Annotated in this window: 14 protein-coding genes; 8 read left to right on the forward strand and 6 right to left on the reverse strand. The window is 59.4% G+C overall.

Going from position 1 to position 14,859, the window contains the following annotated elements; translation table 11 throughout:
* Positions 1-229: 229 nt before the first annotated feature.
* Positions 230-676: an anti-virulence regulator CigR family protein gene (locus KGA98_RS17885; protein WP_223502948.1), complete on the reverse strand. Its 447-nt coding sequence runs from the start codon at positions 674-676 to the stop codon at positions 230-232.
* A 341-nt stretch (positions 677-1,017) separates the two neighbouring features.
* Here KGA98_RS17885 and KGA98_RS17890 point away from each other — a divergent pair, with 341 nt between their 5' ends.
* Positions 1,018-1,254, forward strand: a complete 237-nt coding sequence (locus tag KGA98_RS17890; protein WP_223502950.1) for a hypothetical protein — start codon at positions 1,018-1,020, stop codon at positions 1,252-1,254.
* 171 nt (positions 1,255-1,425) lie between these two features.
* Positions 1,426-2,163, forward strand: a complete 738-nt coding sequence (locus KGA98_RS17895; protein WP_150814404.1) for a hypothetical protein — start codon at positions 1,426-1,428, stop codon at positions 2,161-2,163.
* A 33-nt stretch (positions 2,164-2,196) separates the two neighbouring features.
* On the opposite strand, the gene KGA98_RS17900 is transcribed toward KGA98_RS17895, so the two are convergent.
* On the reverse strand, positions 2,197-3,000 hold the full coding sequence (locus KGA98_RS17900) for a hypothetical protein (protein ID WP_223502952.1): 804 nt from the start codon (positions 2,998-3,000) through the stop codon (positions 2,197-2,199).
* Positions 3,001-3,648: 648 nt separating this feature from the next.
* Between KGA98_RS17900 and KGA98_RS17905 the strand changes: the two genes are divergently transcribed.
* Both KGA98_RS17905 and KGA98_RS17910 read left to right on the forward strand, forming a co-directional pair.
* The gene (locus tag KGA98_RS17905; protein WP_150814401.1) at positions 3,649-3,942 is read left to right on the forward strand and encodes a fructose-bisphosphate aldolase; all 294 of its coding nucleotides are present in this window, start codon (positions 3,649-3,651) and stop codon (positions 3,940-3,942) included.
* A 210-nt stretch (positions 3,943-4,152) separates the two neighbouring features.
* Positions 4,153-4,860 (forward strand): CatB-related O-acetyltransferase, encoded by a 708-nt coding sequence (locus KGA98_RS17910; RefSeq protein ID WP_223503064.1) that lies wholly within the window; start codon positions 4,153-4,155, stop codon positions 4,858-4,860.
* A 129-nt stretch (positions 4,861-4,989) separates the two neighbouring features.
* On the opposite strand, the gene KGA98_RS17915 is transcribed toward KGA98_RS17910, so the two are convergent.
* The 4 genes from KGA98_RS17915 to KGA98_RS17930 all read right to left on the reverse strand — a co-directional run bounded on the left by KGA98_RS17915 (position 4,990) and on the right by KGA98_RS17930 (position 10,365).
* The gene (locus KGA98_RS17915; RefSeq protein WP_007975263.1) at positions 4,990-5,538 is read right to left on the reverse strand and encodes a cupin domain-containing protein; all 549 of its coding nucleotides are present in this window, start codon (positions 5,536-5,538) and stop codon (positions 4,990-4,992) included.
* 436 nt (positions 5,539-5,974) lie between these two features.
* The gene (locus KGA98_RS17920; protein ID WP_150814400.1) at positions 5,975-7,258 is read right to left on the reverse strand and encodes an NAD(P)/FAD-dependent oxidoreductase; all 1,284 of its coding nucleotides are present in this window, start codon (positions 7,256-7,258) and stop codon (positions 5,975-5,977) included.
* Positions 7,259-7,309: 51 nt separating this feature from the next.
* On the reverse strand, positions 7,310-8,800 hold the full coding sequence (locus tag KGA98_RS17925; RefSeq protein ID WP_223502953.1) for an aldehyde dehydrogenase: 1,491 nt from the start codon (positions 8,798-8,800) through the stop codon (positions 7,310-7,312).
* A 188-nt stretch (positions 8,801-8,988) separates the two neighbouring features.
* On the reverse strand, positions 8,989-10,365 hold the full coding sequence (locus tag KGA98_RS17930) for a glutamine synthetase family protein (protein ID WP_090456168.1): 1,377 nt from the start codon (positions 10,363-10,365) through the stop codon (positions 8,989-8,991).
* Positions 10,366-10,649: 284 nt separating this feature from the next.
* On the opposite strand from KGA98_RS17930, the gene KGA98_RS17935 reads away from it, so the two are divergent.
* From KGA98_RS17935 to KGA98_RS17950, 4 genes are all read left to right on the forward strand, one after another.
* Entirely contained in the window at positions 10,650-11,411 is a 762-nt protein-coding gene (locus KGA98_RS17935) for a gamma-glutamyl-gamma-aminobutyrate hydrolase family protein (protein ID WP_223502955.1), read from the forward strand.
* A 370-nt stretch (positions 11,412-11,781) separates the two neighbouring features.
* Positions 11,782-12,924 carry a polyamine ABC transporter ATP-binding protein gene (gene potA / locus KGA98_RS17940; protein WP_102672777.1) on the forward strand — a complete coding sequence of 381 codons (1,143 nt, stop codon included), beginning with the start codon at positions 11,782-11,784 and terminating at the stop codon, positions 12,922-12,924.
* Entirely contained in the window at positions 12,921-13,835 is a 915-nt protein-coding gene (locus tag KGA98_RS17945; protein ID WP_150814396.1) for an ABC transporter permease subunit, read from the forward strand. Before potA ends, KGA98_RS17945 begins: the two co-directional genes overlap by 4 nt.
* Complete coding sequence (locus KGA98_RS17950; protein ID WP_223502958.1) at positions 13,832-14,716, forward strand: ABC transporter permease subunit; 885 nt, start codon at positions 13,832-13,834, stop codon at positions 14,714-14,716. Before KGA98_RS17945 ends, KGA98_RS17950 begins: the two co-directional genes overlap by 4 nt.
* The last annotated feature ends 143 nt before the right edge of the window (positions 14,717-14,859 follow it).

Consider the following 14,859-nt stretch of genomic DNA (forward strand, 5'->3'; position numbering starts at 1 on the left):
CCTTCGCGTATGCGGAACCCATGATCGACAGGCCATCAGGGAGTAACGGAGCGGCTGCAAGCATCATGGCGCATGACATTACAGCAACGAGACTCTTGTTTTTAAAAAGCATGATTGCTTCCGTAGGAGGTTGATATCGCGTGACGTATGACGCGATATCCCTCGGACAGTTCAAGTGCCACGACAGACGGCTGGAGCACCCTCAGTCAACGGGAAAACCTTCCACACGTTAATCAAACGCACCGTCGAGAATTTCATAGACAAGCCCGGTGGCCAGCGCAACCAGGATCAGGTCCGTGCCGACCTGCTGCCATTCGTAGCCATCGTAGTGGGGCAGCCTGCCGACCAGCCGGCCATCCAGTTTTTTGGCGATGCCGGGTGGAAGCGGCTTGCCTCGGGCAAGGTTCTTTTGAATGCCCGGTGGTAAATCAGGCCCGGGGCTCCAGTAGCCCGTATTCACGCCAATGATCTGGAGCACGCTGCTGCGGTTGATGCTCGGGCCATTGCTCCAGTCCCCACCGCCGGAATTCTTGTTCTTGTTGCCATGACTGCCCTGGTTGCCATGGCTGGCCTTCCCGTTACCCTGGCCGTTACCGGGATCGGCCAGCGCCGTCGCCGAGCCGCTGATCAGGGTCAAACAGGTGATTGCTGCAATCAAAGATCGAGACCTGAACATGAGTCGCTCCTTCGTGGTGGGAAATGTTCCCTGAAATTTAGACGCTATTGACGTAGTTGGTTCCATCGAGTCACAGAGCCATGAATCGTCTGCGCTCATCCGCTCGAAGCCAGGTTTCACGTCCGGGCATTCGCCGCAACCTTCTTCGATGTGAATCCACGCTTGATACGTCGCAGATACTTCAATGCGTGGCGCTGTTTCCCGATTGTTACCTCAGCGCCGCAGTTGTCACTTCTGCGCCGCCGAACTGGCCAATAGAGTATGGCCGTCGGTGTGGAACAGGGTCGTCGAGTTGTCGGCCCGCGCTGGCACCGATCCCCCCATCACGGAAGAGGTGAATCATGAGTTTCGTCAAAGTGGAAAAAAACCAGAGCAGCGCCCCGTCGGATGCCGACATGAAAAAAGCCATGGTCGAGTCGGGCGGCAAGCCGGGAGAGGTCACCGGAACCAATGCCGCCCGCGCCCTGACCTACACCGGCGTGGTCAATCACACGGTGTACGAGAACAAGCTGATCGAGATCGCCAAGGGTAAACGCACGAGCTGGAACTTCGTCTGGGCCGATGCCCGGGCCGCCTGAGGTCAAGGCGGGGCGGCCCCGGCCCCTGATACACCCCCGATACCCGCTTGTAACACCAAGACACTTAGCCGCCCTGCCCCTCGCCCCTAGAGTGAAGCCGTCAATGGACAGCAGCGCCAAGCGCCAGCAGCCCATTGTTTGCCCAACACACCACCAAGGAAGAAGGAAACCATGAGCAAATCAATCGCTGTCAGCCAACAGAGCCAGCAGCTTCACAATGATGTGCAAGAAGCCGTCAAGTCGATCATGGGTGCAACGCAACTGAAAGCGGCGGATTACGGCCGGGTACTGAGGTCGGCCCTGGCGGCTTCGCAAAAAACCGTCACCATCGAAATCGCCGCCGGCGACCTGGCGCTGCTCAAGAAGTCAGGCTACAAGCTGTGCTTTGCCAAGAAGGTGGGTGACGCCGACTACAACGTGGTCTGGCAGTCCTATGATGCTTACCTGAGCAACAACGAGTTCAGTTGGACGCCTCAATATCAGCTGTTTGCGTCCAACCTGTTCAAGGCAAATGTGCAGGTCAAAGTCTCGACCAACATCGTCAATATCGGCCTGGGGCAAACATCGACACTCGATGAGCACGGTCTGCTGAGTTCGGCGGTTACCGGGGGACCGAACATTTCCATAACCTTTGTAAATGACTACGACCCCATCCATCCGGGTATCAACCAGTTATCTACCGGCATTGATGGCAATCAGGTCAGCACCCCCATTTACGTTGCGGTGGATCAGGTGGTCACCGGTGAAACCGTACTGACGCCGGTGGAAACCATCCTCGTGTGGTTCGAACAGAACGTACAGACCAGCACCATGTTCAGTACCTCACGCTCCAAGGCGATCGAAATCGACTTGACGTTCGATAACACCGCAGGTCGCCTTTACGAAGGCGGTCAGTGGAAAACCGTGTAACCGTCATGCCGGGGCAACCTTGCGGTTGCCCTTTCACTCCTCTTTGCCCGCCGTGGCGAAGTAGCCCGTCAGCGAGCGACAGATCGACTGCGCGAGGTCCTCCTGGGTGGCGATGCCATGGGGTCGATCACGATCGAACTGCGCCGACCAGCGAATCCGCCCCTGCGCCACATCCACCAGACGCAATGACGCTCGCACCCGCGAAGGCTCGACCCGCACGCTGCCCTCCAGGCAATAGCTGTAACGCCCGCCACGCTTGAAGTCCGGTACCGGCTCGCTGTTGCGTGCCACCCGCATCAACACATGATTGGTCCCGGTCTGCGCCTGCTCGAACGACTCGAACAGTCGGCAGCTCAACTCCTCGCACAAGCCCCGGGTAAAGTCATCGCCATCGCGGGTGAGGCAGGTAAACGGCTGGATCTGGACCACGGGATGGCGAGTGCCGACGCCCTTGGGCCGCAGCCGCTGGTAGGTCAAGCGATAACACCCGGGTGGAATGCTCAAGCGCACCGGGTCCTGCTGGCCGTTGCCGGCGTAATGCGCTGCGAGCTTGCGCCGCAAGCGCCCCACCTGCACTCGAACCACCGGATCGTCGCCCGTGCAATACACTGCCGGGTCACGACGAAACACCGCGATGCCGATGGCGTGTTCGGTCAGCGGCGTATTGCAAGCCTGAAGGTCGTGCTCGACCAGAAAGCGCAACAGACTGCCCATGCGCCTGGACTTGGCAAACAACGGGCTGACCAGCAACAGCGCCAGCACCCGCTCGATTTCTTCCCGATCGAGCGGCTCGGGACTCCCCGCCGCAGTCGAATCGGCCATGCTTTTGATCGCCATCGCCTGCCTCCGTGCAGGTTGCCGACAGGAATGGATGTCGCACTCCGTGATTACCCTTGCAGCGTGAGCAGGAATGGAACTCGGGCACTGCAACGACCAAGCGTAGCAGCCGTGTTGATATCGGCAGGCAATTGCGATGGTAGCAACCCGCCATCCGACGAACGTTCAATCTTGACGTCTGGAAAATTTGTAGGACTTGTCCCTTTGTGGCGAGGGAGCTCGTTCCCGCTGGGCTGCGAAGCGACCCTGATCCTTTGCAACTCATTTCCTCAGACCCATCGCAGTGCCCGGTTTTACGGCAGCAGAGCCGCCGAACGGGAGCAAGCTCCCTCGCCACAGGGGGCATTTGGCGTCCTACAGGCCGGTTGCAGCACAGGAGATCGACACCTAATGTGCGCCCGTCGCTGACTTGAGTTGGCGACAGGGTTTCGCAGCCCTGTAGATACGTGTAGTAACCTTGCAGTCCATCAAGCCGATGACGGTCGCATCTGCGCCCGCATGTCGCTTTATGGTGGCTGTGTGTGGGAGATCTTCGGGTCTGCCGGGTTCCTCGTATCCTCGGTCTGCGAACCCGCACATAGCTACCACCCCATTCGAATCGCAGCGACCGGGAGTAGTTCTTCTTACAGATACGAGGAAGTTTTACTTATGACGACTAACAGTCCGCATCCCCGCTTCACCCCCATGAAACAAATCGCCACCAGCTACCCCGTCCTCCTCATCGACAGCGACGCCCCGCTGCGCGAACTCCACAACTGCGCCGCCGAACGCCTCAACGCCGTCCTGCAATACCTCAACCTCATGGCCTGCACCAGCCTCCCCGACTACGCCGAAAACGACATCAACACCGTCACCAACATTTCGCGGATTCTGCTTCAGGATGTGCGGGATGTGTTTGGCGTGATCGAGCAGCGGGGGTTTGAGGGGCCGAAGAAGCAGTGACATTGTTCAAGCACAAAAAACCCGCATTTCTGCGGGTTTTCAATGGCCATCGTTCAGTTGGCTACAGCAGCCATCAGCAGACTGAAACGCGCAAAAACCGTTTTTGAGTAACGTCTAAAAAGTTCATCTACCCCGGCCGATTCATTTAGACTCGTCGTTGGCTCATGGGGCCGGGCCATGCCCGATAACGGATATCCAAGACAGCGGTTCATGAAAACAATAATTAGTTATTTGCGAAATAGTTACTGGAAAAGATGGATCCGCAAACACAAATGCAAAGTGGCGGGCGGTTTATTGTCGCTGCACAAAAGATCAACACTGACCATTGAAGAAGGCGTGACGCTTGGGCATGTGGTCATAGAGTCAAAAAAGCTGGAAATTGGTGCGCATACTTATATCCGCAGTGACTGCGTCCTTTCGGCAGTCTCATCCATTGGCAGGTTTTGCTCCATTGGCAGCAGCTGTTTTATCGGCCAACAAAAGAGCTCGCATCCGTTGGACTGGCTCAGTTCACATCCCTTTCAATATACCGACACGGCGCTGGTTTACGACCCGGAGGTTGCGGACATCACGATTGGGCATGACGTCTGGATCGGCCATAGTGCGATGATCCTGGAAGGCGTGACCATAGGCACCGGCGCGGTCATCGCAACCCGCGCCCTGGTTGCCCATGACGTGCCACCGTACGCCATTGTTGCCGGCACCCCGGCAAAAGTTGTCAAGTATCGGCACACACCCGAGTTGATTGAAGCGCTGATCAACAGCAAGTGGTGGGATGTTGATGTCGAGGTACTCAAGACATTACCGCTCAATGATCCGCAAGCCACTTTATCTCTGTTGGCCACCCTGCAGAAAGAAACGCGTGCCGACTACCAACAGATCGAAATAACCCGCAAAGGGTGCAGTATTTCGTCTTGAGCATTGGAAATGACCAACACTGCACATTCAAGAGGCCTGGCCAAAACCAGATTCAAATTATAAAAAAACCCGCATCAGAGGCGGGTTTTAACGGCTGGATCCTGATGAACCCTGCCCGCAAAGCGGTTATCAGAAGTTCGCCGGTGTGTTGGCGCTGATGATTTCCGCCTCATCCGCCCCGATATTGCGAAACCGGTGCGGCAAGGTCGTCGGGAAGTAATAGCCGTCCCCGGCGTTGAGCACACTCACCTGGCCATCCACGGTCAACTCCACGGTACCCCGGGTCACCAACCCACACTCCTCGCCTTCGGAATGCACGATCGGCTCTTCGCCCGAGCTTGCGCCCGGTGCGTATTGCTCGCGCAGCAAGCGCATCTGCCGGCTTGGCACGGACGCGCCGATCAGCAGCAGGCGCAGGCCATGGCGGCCGAGGTCGGGCTGTTCGTTGGCGCGGAAGACGTACTGGTGTTCGCGCGGCGGCTGATCGAAGGTGAAGAAGTCGGCCAGGGACATGGGGATGCCCTCCAGCAGTTTCTTCAGGGAGCTGACGGAAGGACTGACCCGATTCTGTTCGATCAGGGAGATGGTTGCATTGGTGACGCCGCTACGCCGGGCCAGCTCGCGCTGGGACAGTTTGTAGCTTTCGCGTACTAATTTGAGTCGTGAGCCCGTGTCCATGACAGCCTTATGTGCCAACCCGTAGGAGCGAGCTTGTTCGCGATTGCGATCTGACCTTCAACATTGATGTCGACTCAACCAACGCTTTCGCGAGCAGGCTCGCTCCTACAGGGATAATGGAGGGGTGGAGTGCAGGCGCGGATCACGCCGTTTTCCGGTCCCGGAAACGTGAAAGGCGGCTATTAAATCACGTTTGTTCGTAATGCTCAGCAGGTTCGATAAACGGCAGAAAAAAAGAACCTGTTGATGATAATTCTGAGTCAAGACACAAGACCTGTGGGAGCGAGCTTGCTCGCGATGGTGGCGGGTCAGTCAACATCAATGTCGAATATCAGACCGCTATCGCGAGCAAGCTCGCTCCCACAGGGGATTTGGTGTTTCTGGTATTAAAAAGCCGGCGGCACCCTTTGGGGAGATGCCGCCGGCGAGGTAAAGCTTAGATGCCGAAACGGTCACGCAGCGAGTAGTACACCGCGCCGAGGGCGGTCAACGGCGCCGAGAAGGTACGCCCGCCGATCATCGGCATGTGCGGCAGCGAGGCAAATGCATCGAAGCGCTCGGCGTCGCCACGGATCATTTCCGAGATCAGTTTGCCGGCCAGGTGCGAACAGGTGACGCCGTGGCCGCTGTAGCCCTGCATGTAGTAGGCGTTTTTTTCGATACGGCCGAATTGCGGCATGCGCGACATGGTCAGCAGGAAGTTGCCGGTCCAGCGGTAGTCGATCTTCACGTCCTTCAATTGCGGGAAGGTCTTGAGGATCTTCGGGCGGATCAGTTGTTCGATGTCGTCCGGCTCGCGTGCACCGTAGACCACGCCGCCGCCGTACAGCAGGCGGTTGTCGGCGGTCAGGCGGTAGTAGTCGAGCAGGTAGTTGCAGTCTTCCACGCAGTAGTTGTTGGTGATCAGGCTTCGGGCCTGCTTTTCAGACAACGGCTCGGTGACGACGATCTGCGAACCGCACGGCATGCTCTTGCTGGTCACGCGGTTGTCCAGGCCCTGCGGCAGGTAGGCGTTACCGGCGATCAGCAGGTACTTGGCCTTCACCACGCCTTTGGCGGTGCGCACGGTGATGGGCTCGCCGTAGGTGATTTCCACCGCCGCCGATTGCTCGTAGATCTTGCCACCCAGGCCGATGATGGCCGAGGCCTCGCCCAGGGCCAGGTTCAGTGGGTGAATGTGGCCGCCCTGCATGTCCAGCAGGCCGCCGACGTAGGCGTCGGAACCCACTTCGCGCTTGATGTCGGCCGCGTCGAGCATTTTCAGGTTCTTGTTGCCGTAACGTTCCCAGCTCTTCTTCTGTTCGGCCAGGCCCTTGAGTTGCTTTTTGTTCATCGCCGCGAAGATGCCGCCGGGGCGGTAGTCGCACTGGATGTCGTAGTGCTGTATGCGCTGACGGATGATGTCGGCGCCTTCGAAGATCATGCTGCCGAGGACTTCGGCAGTCTTGTCGCCGTAGCGCTCTTCGATGACATCGACGTCGCGGCTATAGGAGTTGACCAGTTGACCACCGTTGCGACCGCTGGCGCCGAAGCCGACTTTGGCCGCTTCGAGCACGGTCACGCTGTAGCCCGCTTCGGCGAGGAACAGGGCCGAGGACAGGCCGGTGTAGCCAGCGCCGATCACGCAGACGTCGCAGTCCACCGCCCCTTCCAGCACCGGGAAATCACCGGTGAAGTTGCGGGTGGCGGCGTAGTAGCTGTTTACATGTGCTTGTTTCATACAGTTCTCCGATGGCCGCCGACAGAGCCGGCGACCGTCGCTTTATTGTTATCAGAGCTTGATCCAGGTCGCCTTGAGTTCGGTGTACTTGTCGAACGCGTGCAGCGATTTGTCCCGACCGTTACCCGACTGCTTGAACCCGCCGAACGGCGCGGTCATGTCGCCGCCGTCGTACTGGTTGACCCAGACGCTGCCAGCACGCAGGCCACGGGCGAAGGTGTGGGCCTTGCTCAGGTTGCTGGTCCATACACCGGCGGCCAGGCCGAAGATGCTGTCGTTGGCAATCGCCAGGGCTTCATCGAAGGTGTCGAAGGTGATAACCGACAGCACCGGGCCGAAGATTTCTTCCCGGGCGATGGTCATGGCGTTGGTCACGCCGTCGAAAATCGCCGGTTCCACGTACAGGCCACCGGTGTCTTCGAGGGTGCGGCTGCCGCCGGCGATCAGTTTGGCGCCCTGCTCTTTGCCGATGCCGATGTAGCGCAGTACGTTGTCCAGTTGACGCTGGTCGACGACCGCGCCGACGGTGGTCGCAGGGTCGAGGGCGTGGCCCGGTTTCCAGGCTTGCAGGGCTTCCACCAACAATGGAATGAATTGCTCGCGAATTGAACGTTCCACCAGCAAGCGAGAACCGGCAGTGCAGACTTCACCCTGGTTGAAGGCGATGCCACTGGCCGCCGCCTGTGCTGCCGCGCGCAGATCCGGCGCGTCGGCGAACACCACGTTCGGGCTCTTGCCCCCGGCTTCGGCCCAGACGCGTTTCATGTTGCTCTGCCCGGCGTAAACCATCAGCTGCTTGGCAATCGCCGTGGAGCCGGTGAAGGCCAGCACGTCGACGTCCATGTGCAACGCCAGCGCCTTGCCAACGGTGTGGCCGTAGCCCGGCAGGACGTTGAACACACCTTTCGGGATGCCGGCATCCAGCGCCAGCTGCGCGATGCGGATCGCGGTCAGCGGGGACTTTTCCGAAGGCTTGAGGATGAACGAGTTGCCCATCGCCAGGGCCGGGGCGAATTTCCAGCTGGCCATGATCAACGGGAAGTTCCACGGCACGATGGCCGCGACCACGCCGGCCGCTTCGCGGGTCACCAGGCCCAGTTGATCCTGGGGCGTGGCGGCGACTTCGTCGTAGATCTTGTCGATGGCTTCGGCGGTCCAGCGGATCGCGTTGGCGGTCGCCGGAATGTCGATGCTCATGGAGTCGCTGATCGGCTTGCCCATGTCGAGGGTTTCGAGCAGGGCCAGTTCTTCCTGGTTCGCCAGGATCAGGTCGGCGAAACGGATCAGGATGCGCTTGCGCTCAGCCGGGGCCAGGTTGGCCCACACGCCGGATTCGAAGGTCCGGCGCGCCACGGCGACCGCTGCATTGGCATCGGCTTCGTCGGTGCTGGCGACGTTCGCCAGGAAACGACCATCCACGGGGCTGATGCATTCGAACGTCGCGCCGCTGGCGGCTGCGCAGTATTGGCCGTCAATGAATGCGCGACCTTCGATGGTTAGGGACTGGAAGCGCTGCTCCCAATCGCTGCGAGTGTTTGTCATGGTTGTGACTCGACGCAGGGGAATAGGTGGTCGCCGGATTGAACGCCAACCAATTACGACCTTGGAAATACGATCCCCTGTGGGAGCGGGCTTGCTCGCGAAGGCGATGTGTCAGTCGACATCAGTGTTGACTGTGCCGCCCTCTTCGCGAGCAAGCCCGCTCCCACAGTTGATCGGTGTGATCCGTCTTAAACGGTGTGCAAGTACCAGTTGTACTCAAGGTCGGAGATGGAGTTCTCGAACTCGGCCAGCTCGCTTTCCTTGCACGCCACGAACACGTCGATGTACATCGGGTCGATGTAGCGCGCCATGACTTCGCTGTCGTCCAGCTCGCGCAGTGCGTCGCGCAGGTTGTTCGGCAGGCTCTGCTCGTTCTGCTCGTAGCTGTTGCCTTCCACCGGTGCACCCGGTTCGATCTGGTTGGTCAGACCGTGGTGAACACCGGCCAATACCGATGCCATCAGCAGGTACGGGTTGGCGTCGGCACCGGCTACACGATGCTCGATGCGCACGGCGTCCTTGGAGCCGGTCGGTACACGCACGGCCACGGTGCGGTTATCGATGCCCCAGCTCGGCGAGTTCGGTACATAGAACTGTGCGCCGAAACGACGGTACGAGTTGACGTTCGGGCAAAGGAACGCCATCTGCGCCGGCAGGGTCTCGAGCACACCGCCGATCGCGTGTCGCAGCGCGGCGTTCTGCTCGGGATCCTCGCTGGCAAAGATGTTGTTGCCTTCTTTGTCGAGAATCGAAATGTGCACGTGCAGACCGTTACCTGCCTGGCCCGGATACGGCTTGGCCATGAAGGTGGTGTCCATCTCGTGGTCGTAGGCGATGTTCTTCACCAGACGCTTGAGCAGGACCGCGTAGTCGCAGGCCTTGATCGGGTCAGCCACGTGATGCAGGTTGACTTCGAATTGCGCCGGGGCGCTTTCCTTGACGATGGCGTCAGCCGGGATGCCCTGCTCTTTCGCGCCTTCGAGGATGTCTTGCAGGCAATCGACGTATTCGTCGAGGTCGTCGATCAGGTACACCTGGGTCGACATCGGACGCTTGCCGGACACCGGCGAACGTGGCGATTGCGGACGACCGTTCACGTTGTCCTGGTCGATCAGGTAGAACTCCAGTTCGAACGCGGCGCAGATGGTCAGGCCCATGTCGTCGAACTTGCGCACGATATTGGCCAGCACTTCACGCGGGTCGGCGAAGAATGGCTCGCCTTCGATTTCGTGCATGGTCATCAACAGTTGCGCGGTCGGGCGCTTCTGCCATGGCTCGATGCTGAGGGTGCCGGGGATCGGGTAGCAGATCCGGTCGGCATCGCCGATGTCCAGACCCAGGCCGGTGCTTTCCACCGTGGAACCATTGATGTCCAGAGCAAACAGAGAGGCCGGCAGGTTGATGCCTTTCTCGTAAACCTTATGAAGACTGGTGCGCTCGATGCGCTTGCCGCGCACCACACCGTTCATATCCGCAATCAGAAGGTCGACGTACAAAACCTCAGGATGTTTCTTAAGGAATGCGTTTGCTTCGTTGAGTTGAACGGCACGCAGAGGGACCGACATGATGCACCTATTTTTTTACTGTTAATTATTATGTTCACCGCCCTTTCACGAGCCCAGTCAATCCGAAAGGCAAAGTGAAGTCAATAGCGAACACCTGGCCTTTCAACGTTTATTTTCGGGCCTCTCAGGGGGACGAGAGTGCCAGATACGCCCTCAAACACGCGTAAACCCTGAAGATCGGACGTGCGGCGTTTAGAATTTTTTACATGAGAGTTGTTAATTAAAATCAACAAGGCTAAGCTCCGGAAAAGCTCGTTCAAGTGTGAAACTTCGAGGTGATAAAAATGGCACTCAAGCCATTGATCGGCGTTACTGCGTGCGTCAAACAGATTGGCCTGCACCCCTACCACATCAGCGGTGACAAGTACTTGCGTGCTGTCAGCGCTGCGGCGCTGGGGCTGCCTGTCGTTATTCCTTCCTTAGGCGACCTGACCGAAATCGATGACCTGCTGCCGCAGCTCGACGGTCTGTTGCTGACCGGCTCGCCGTCGAACGTGGAACCCTTCCACTATCAAGGCCCCGACAGCGCCCCCGGCACGGATCATGATCCGGCGCGGGATGCCACCACCCTTCCCCTGATCCGCGCCGCTATTGCAGCGGGCGTGCCGGTGCTCGGCATCTGCCGTGGTTTCCAGGAAATGAATGTGGCGTTCGGTGGCAGCCTGCATCAGAAGGTCCATGAACTGCCTGGCTTGCTCGACCATCGCGAGGCCGACCATCCGGACCTGGCCGTGCAATACGCACCCGCCCATGAGGTGAATGTGCAGCCCGGCGGTGTGTTCGAAACGCTGGAGCTGCCTGCGGTGTTCCACGTGAACTCGATTCACAGCCAGGGCATCGACCGCCTCGCGCCCGGCCTGCGCGCCGAAGCCGTCGCGCCCGATGGCCTGATCGAGGCGATCTCCGTCGAGCACAGCAAGGCCTTTGCCCTCGGCGTGCAATGGCACCCGGAATGGCAAGTGCTGAACAACCCTCCTTATTTGAGTATTTTCCAGGCGTTCGGCGAAGCCTGCCGGCAACGGGCGGCGCTGCGTCACTCGAGCTGACGACCTGATACCCACATTCAACGATTGACTGCCCAACGCGAGCGGGCAGGCGCTTGTGCGTGCCCCGCTCGCGAAAACAACACACTGCAATAACAACAAGTACGACCAGGCAGCCAGGATGGCGGCGCCGAATAAACCCGGCCGCAGTGCAATGCCGGTCAACCTGATGCAACCCCATGTGGGAGCGGGCTTGCTCGCGAAGGCAGCGACACAATCAACACAGATGTCGCCTGACACACCGCTTTCGCGAGCAAGCCCGCTCCCACAGGGTACTGCGTTGGACTGACGGACATCATCTGATAAGGGTTTGCAATCCACTATTAAGCCGGGCCGTGTTGGCCGGGCGACTGAAACCTGTTGGGAGTTTCACATGGCAAACGCCTCCAGCATCTACAGGAAGGCTCTTGAGGGTCACCAGGCACCGAAAAAGGTGTTGGTGAAAATCGATCGCGTCACCAAGAAGTTCGACGAAACCATCGCTGTGGACGATGTGTCCCTGGAAATCCACCAGGGTGAAATCTTCGCCCTGCTCGGTGGTTCCGGTTCTGGCAAATCGACCCTGCTGCGCATGCTCGCCGGTTTCGAGCGCCCGACCGAAGGCCGGATTCTGCTCGACGGTGTCGACATCACCGACATGCCGCCGTACGAACGACCGATCAACATGATGTTCCAGTCCTACGCGCTGTTCCCGCACATGACGGTAGCGCAGAACATCGCCTTCGGCCTCAAGCAGGACCGTTTGCCAGCGGCCGAAATCGACGCCCGGGTGCAGGAGATGCTGCGCCTGGTGCACATGACCCAGTACGCCAAGCGCAAGCCGCACCAACTGTCCGGCGGCCAGCGTCAGCGCGTGGCCCTGGCCCGTTCCCTGGCCAAGCGTCCGAAGCTGCTGCTGCTCGACGAACCGATGGGCGCACTGGATAAAAAGCTGCGTTCGCAGATGCAATTGGAGCTGGTAGAGATCATCGAGCGCGTGGGCGTGACCTGCGTGATGGTGACCCACGACCAGGAAGAGGCCATGACCATGGCCCAGCGTATCGCGATCATGCACCTGGGCTGGATCGCCCAGATCGGCAGCCCGGTGGACATTTATGAAGCACCGGTCAGCCGCATGGTCTGCGAATTCATCGGCAACGTGAACGCCTTCGACGGCACCGTGGTCGAGGACCTGGAAGGTCACGCGATCATCCACAGCCCGGACCTGGAGCAGAAGATCTACGTCGGTCACGGCGTCAGCACTTCGGTGCAGGACAAGTCGATCACCTACGCGATCCGCCCGGAAAAACTGCTGGTCAGCACCGTCAAGCCGGATAACCGCTACAACTGGTCCGCGGGCAAAGTGCATGACATCGCCTACCTGGGCGGGCACTCGGTGTTCTACGTCGAACTGCCTGGGGGCAAGATCGTCCAGTCGTTCATGGCCAACGCCGAACGCCGTGGTGCGCGTCCGACCTGGGACGATCAGGTCTACGTGTGGTGGGAAGACGACAGCGGCGTGGTACTGCGCGCATGAAAACCTTCAATCAGCAATTCCTGAGGTGGGTCCCCAGCGGGCGCAAGTTCGTCATCGGGATTCCGTTCATCTGGCTGTTCCTGTTCTTCATGTTGCCGTTCTTCCTGGTGATGAAGATCAGCTTCTCGGAAGCGGCCCTGGCCATTCCGCCCTACTCGGAGATCTACACCTTCGCCGAGCAGAAATTCCAGCTGTTGCTCAACATCGGCAACTACACCCTGCTGGGCGAGGATGAGCTGTACCTGTCCGCCTATCTGGGCTCGTTGAAGGTGGCGTTTTTCAGCACCGTGATGTGCCTGGTGATCGGTTTCCCGATGGCCTACGCCATCACCAAGGCCAGCAAGGAAGCGCAGAACGTGCTGATGCTGCTGATCATGATGCCGACCTGGACCGCGATCCTGATCCGCGTTTATGCGTGGATGGGCATCCTCAGCAACAACGGCCTGCTCAACGGGTTCCTGATGTGGACCGGGCTGACCTCGCACCCGATCGAGATCCTCAACACCAACATCGCCGTCTACATAGGCGTCGTCTATGCATACCTGCCGTTCATGGTGCTGCCGCTGTACGCCAACCTGGTCAAACATGACCAGAGCCTGCTGGAGGCCGCATCGGACCTGGGTTCGAGCACCTTCAACAGCTTCTGGAAAATCACTGTGCCTTTGGCCAAGAACGGCATCATCGCCGGTTGCATGCTGGTGTTCATTCCGGTGGTCGGTGAGTTCGTGATTCCGGAACTGCTGGGCGGCCCGGAAACCCTGATGATCGGCCGTGTGTTGTGGCAAGAGTTCTTCAACAACCGCGACTGGCCAGTGGCGTCCGCCCTGGCGGTGGTAATGCTGTTGATCCTGATTGTGCCGATTCTGCTGTTCAACCGCAGCCAGGCCAAAGAGATGGAGGCACGGGGATGAAACGCTTCGGATTTTCAAAGTTCATGCTGATTTTCGGCCTGTCGTTTATCTACCTGCCGATGCTGATTCTGGTGATCTACTCGTTCAACGCCTCCAAGCTGGTGACGGTGTGGGGTGGCTGGTCGATCAAGTGGTACGCCGGTTTGCTCGACAACAGCCAGTTGATGGGTTCGGTGCTGCGCTCGCTGGAAATCGCCTGCTACACCGCGATTGCGGCAGTCGCACTAGGGACGCTGGCCGCGTTCGTCCTGACCCGCGTCACACGCTTCAAGGGCCGCACGCTGTTCGGTGGCCTGGTCACCGCGCCGCTGGTGATGCCTGAAGTGATCACCGGCCTGTCGCTGTTGCTGCTGTTCGTGGCCATGGCGCAGTTGATCGGCTGGCCGATGGAGCGTGGCATCGTCACGATCTGGATCGCCCACACCACGTTTTGTGCCGCCTATGTGGCGGTGGTAGTCTCCGCCCGCCTTCGCGAACTGGACCTGTCCATCGAAGAAGCGGCCATGGACTTGGGTGCGAAGCCGTTCAAGGTGTTTTTCCTGATCACCATTCCGATGATCGCGCCGTCACTGGCGGCCGGCGGCATGATGTCGTTCGCCCTGTCGCTGGATGACCTGGTGCTGGCGAGCTTCGTGTCCGGCCCGGGTTCCACGACCCTGCCGATGGAAGTGTTCTCGGCGGTGCGTCTGGGCGTCAAGCCCGAGATCAACGCCGTGGCCAGCCTGATCCTGTTGGCAGTGTCGATCGTGACCTTCATGGTCTGGTACTTCAGCCGCCGTGCCGAAGAAAGCCGCAAGCGCGCGATCCAGGAAGCCATGGACCAGACCGCCAGCGAATCCTGCCAGCAACCGAAAAAGCAAATGGCGCAAGCAACGGCCTGAGGCCGCCCCTGTAGGAGCGAGCTCGCTCGCGATGGACGTCAACGATGACGCGGGCTACCTGAATTAACGCGGCGTCCTTGAGTTTTTCGCGAGCAGGCTCGCTCCTACAAGGGAGCGCGCAAGCGTTCCAGCCACAAATGTTT

This window comes from Pseudomonas sp. BF-R-24 (assembly GCF_019947335.1).
GTDB lineage: Bacteria > Pseudomonadota > Gammaproteobacteria > Pseudomonadales > Pseudomonadaceae > Aquipseudomonas > Aquipseudomonas jessenii.

What these genes read in the sequence shown, in the direction of transcription:
- KGA98_RS17950 (WP_223502958.1), top strand. Translation starts at nt 13,832, where the DNA reads ATGAAACGCTTCGGATTTTCAAAGTTCATGCTGATTTTCGGCCTGTCG.
- potA (WP_102672777.1), top strand. Translation starts at nt 11,782, where the DNA reads ATGGCAAACGCCTCCAGCATCTACAGGAAGGCTCTTGAGGGTCACCAG.
- KGA98_RS17900 (WP_223502952.1), bottom strand. Translation starts at nt 3,000, where the DNA reads ATGGCGATCAAAAGCATGGCCGATTCGACTGCGGCGGGGAGTCCCGAG.
- KGA98_RS17920 (WP_150814400.1), bottom strand. Translation starts at nt 7,258, where the DNA reads ATGAAACAAGCACATGTAAACAGCTACTACGCCGCCACCCGCAACTTC.
- KGA98_RS17905 (WP_150814401.1), top strand. Translation starts at nt 3,649, where the DNA reads ATGACGACTAACAGTCCGCATCCCCGCTTCACCCCCATGAAACAAATC.
- KGA98_RS17930 (WP_090456168.1), bottom strand. Translation starts at nt 10,365, where the DNA reads ATGTCGGTCCCTCTGCGTGCCGTTCAACTCAACGAAGCAAACGCATTC.
- KGA98_RS17885 (WP_223502948.1), bottom strand. Translation starts at nt 676, where the DNA reads ATGTTCAGGTCTCGATCTTTGATTGCAGCAATCACCTGTTTGACCCTG.
- KGA98_RS17935 (WP_223502955.1), top strand. Translation starts at nt 10,650, where the DNA reads ATGGCACTCAAGCCATTGATCGGCGTTACTGCGTGCGTCAAACAGATT.
- KGA98_RS17915 (WP_007975263.1), bottom strand. Translation starts at nt 5,538, where the DNA reads ATGGACACGGGCTCACGACTCAAATTAGTACGCGAAAGCTACAAACTG.
- KGA98_RS17890 (WP_223502950.1), top strand. Translation starts at nt 1,018, where the DNA reads ATGAGTTTCGTCAAAGTGGAAAAAAACCAGAGCAGCGCCCCGTCGGAT.
- KGA98_RS17925 (WP_223502953.1), bottom strand. Translation starts at nt 8,800, where the DNA reads ATGACAAACACTCGCAGCGATTGGGAGCAGCGCTTCCAGTCCCTAACC.
- KGA98_RS17910 (WP_223503064.1), top strand. Translation starts at nt 4,153, where the DNA reads ATGAAAACAATAATTAGTTATTTGCGAAATAGTTACTGGAAAAGATGG.
- KGA98_RS17895 (WP_150814404.1), top strand. Translation starts at nt 1,426, where the DNA reads ATGAGCAAATCAATCGCTGTCAGCCAACAGAGCCAGCAGCTTCACAAT.
- KGA98_RS17945 (WP_150814396.1), top strand. Translation starts at nt 12,921, where the DNA reads ATGAAAACCTTCAATCAGCAATTCCTGAGGTGGGTCCCCAGCGGGCGC.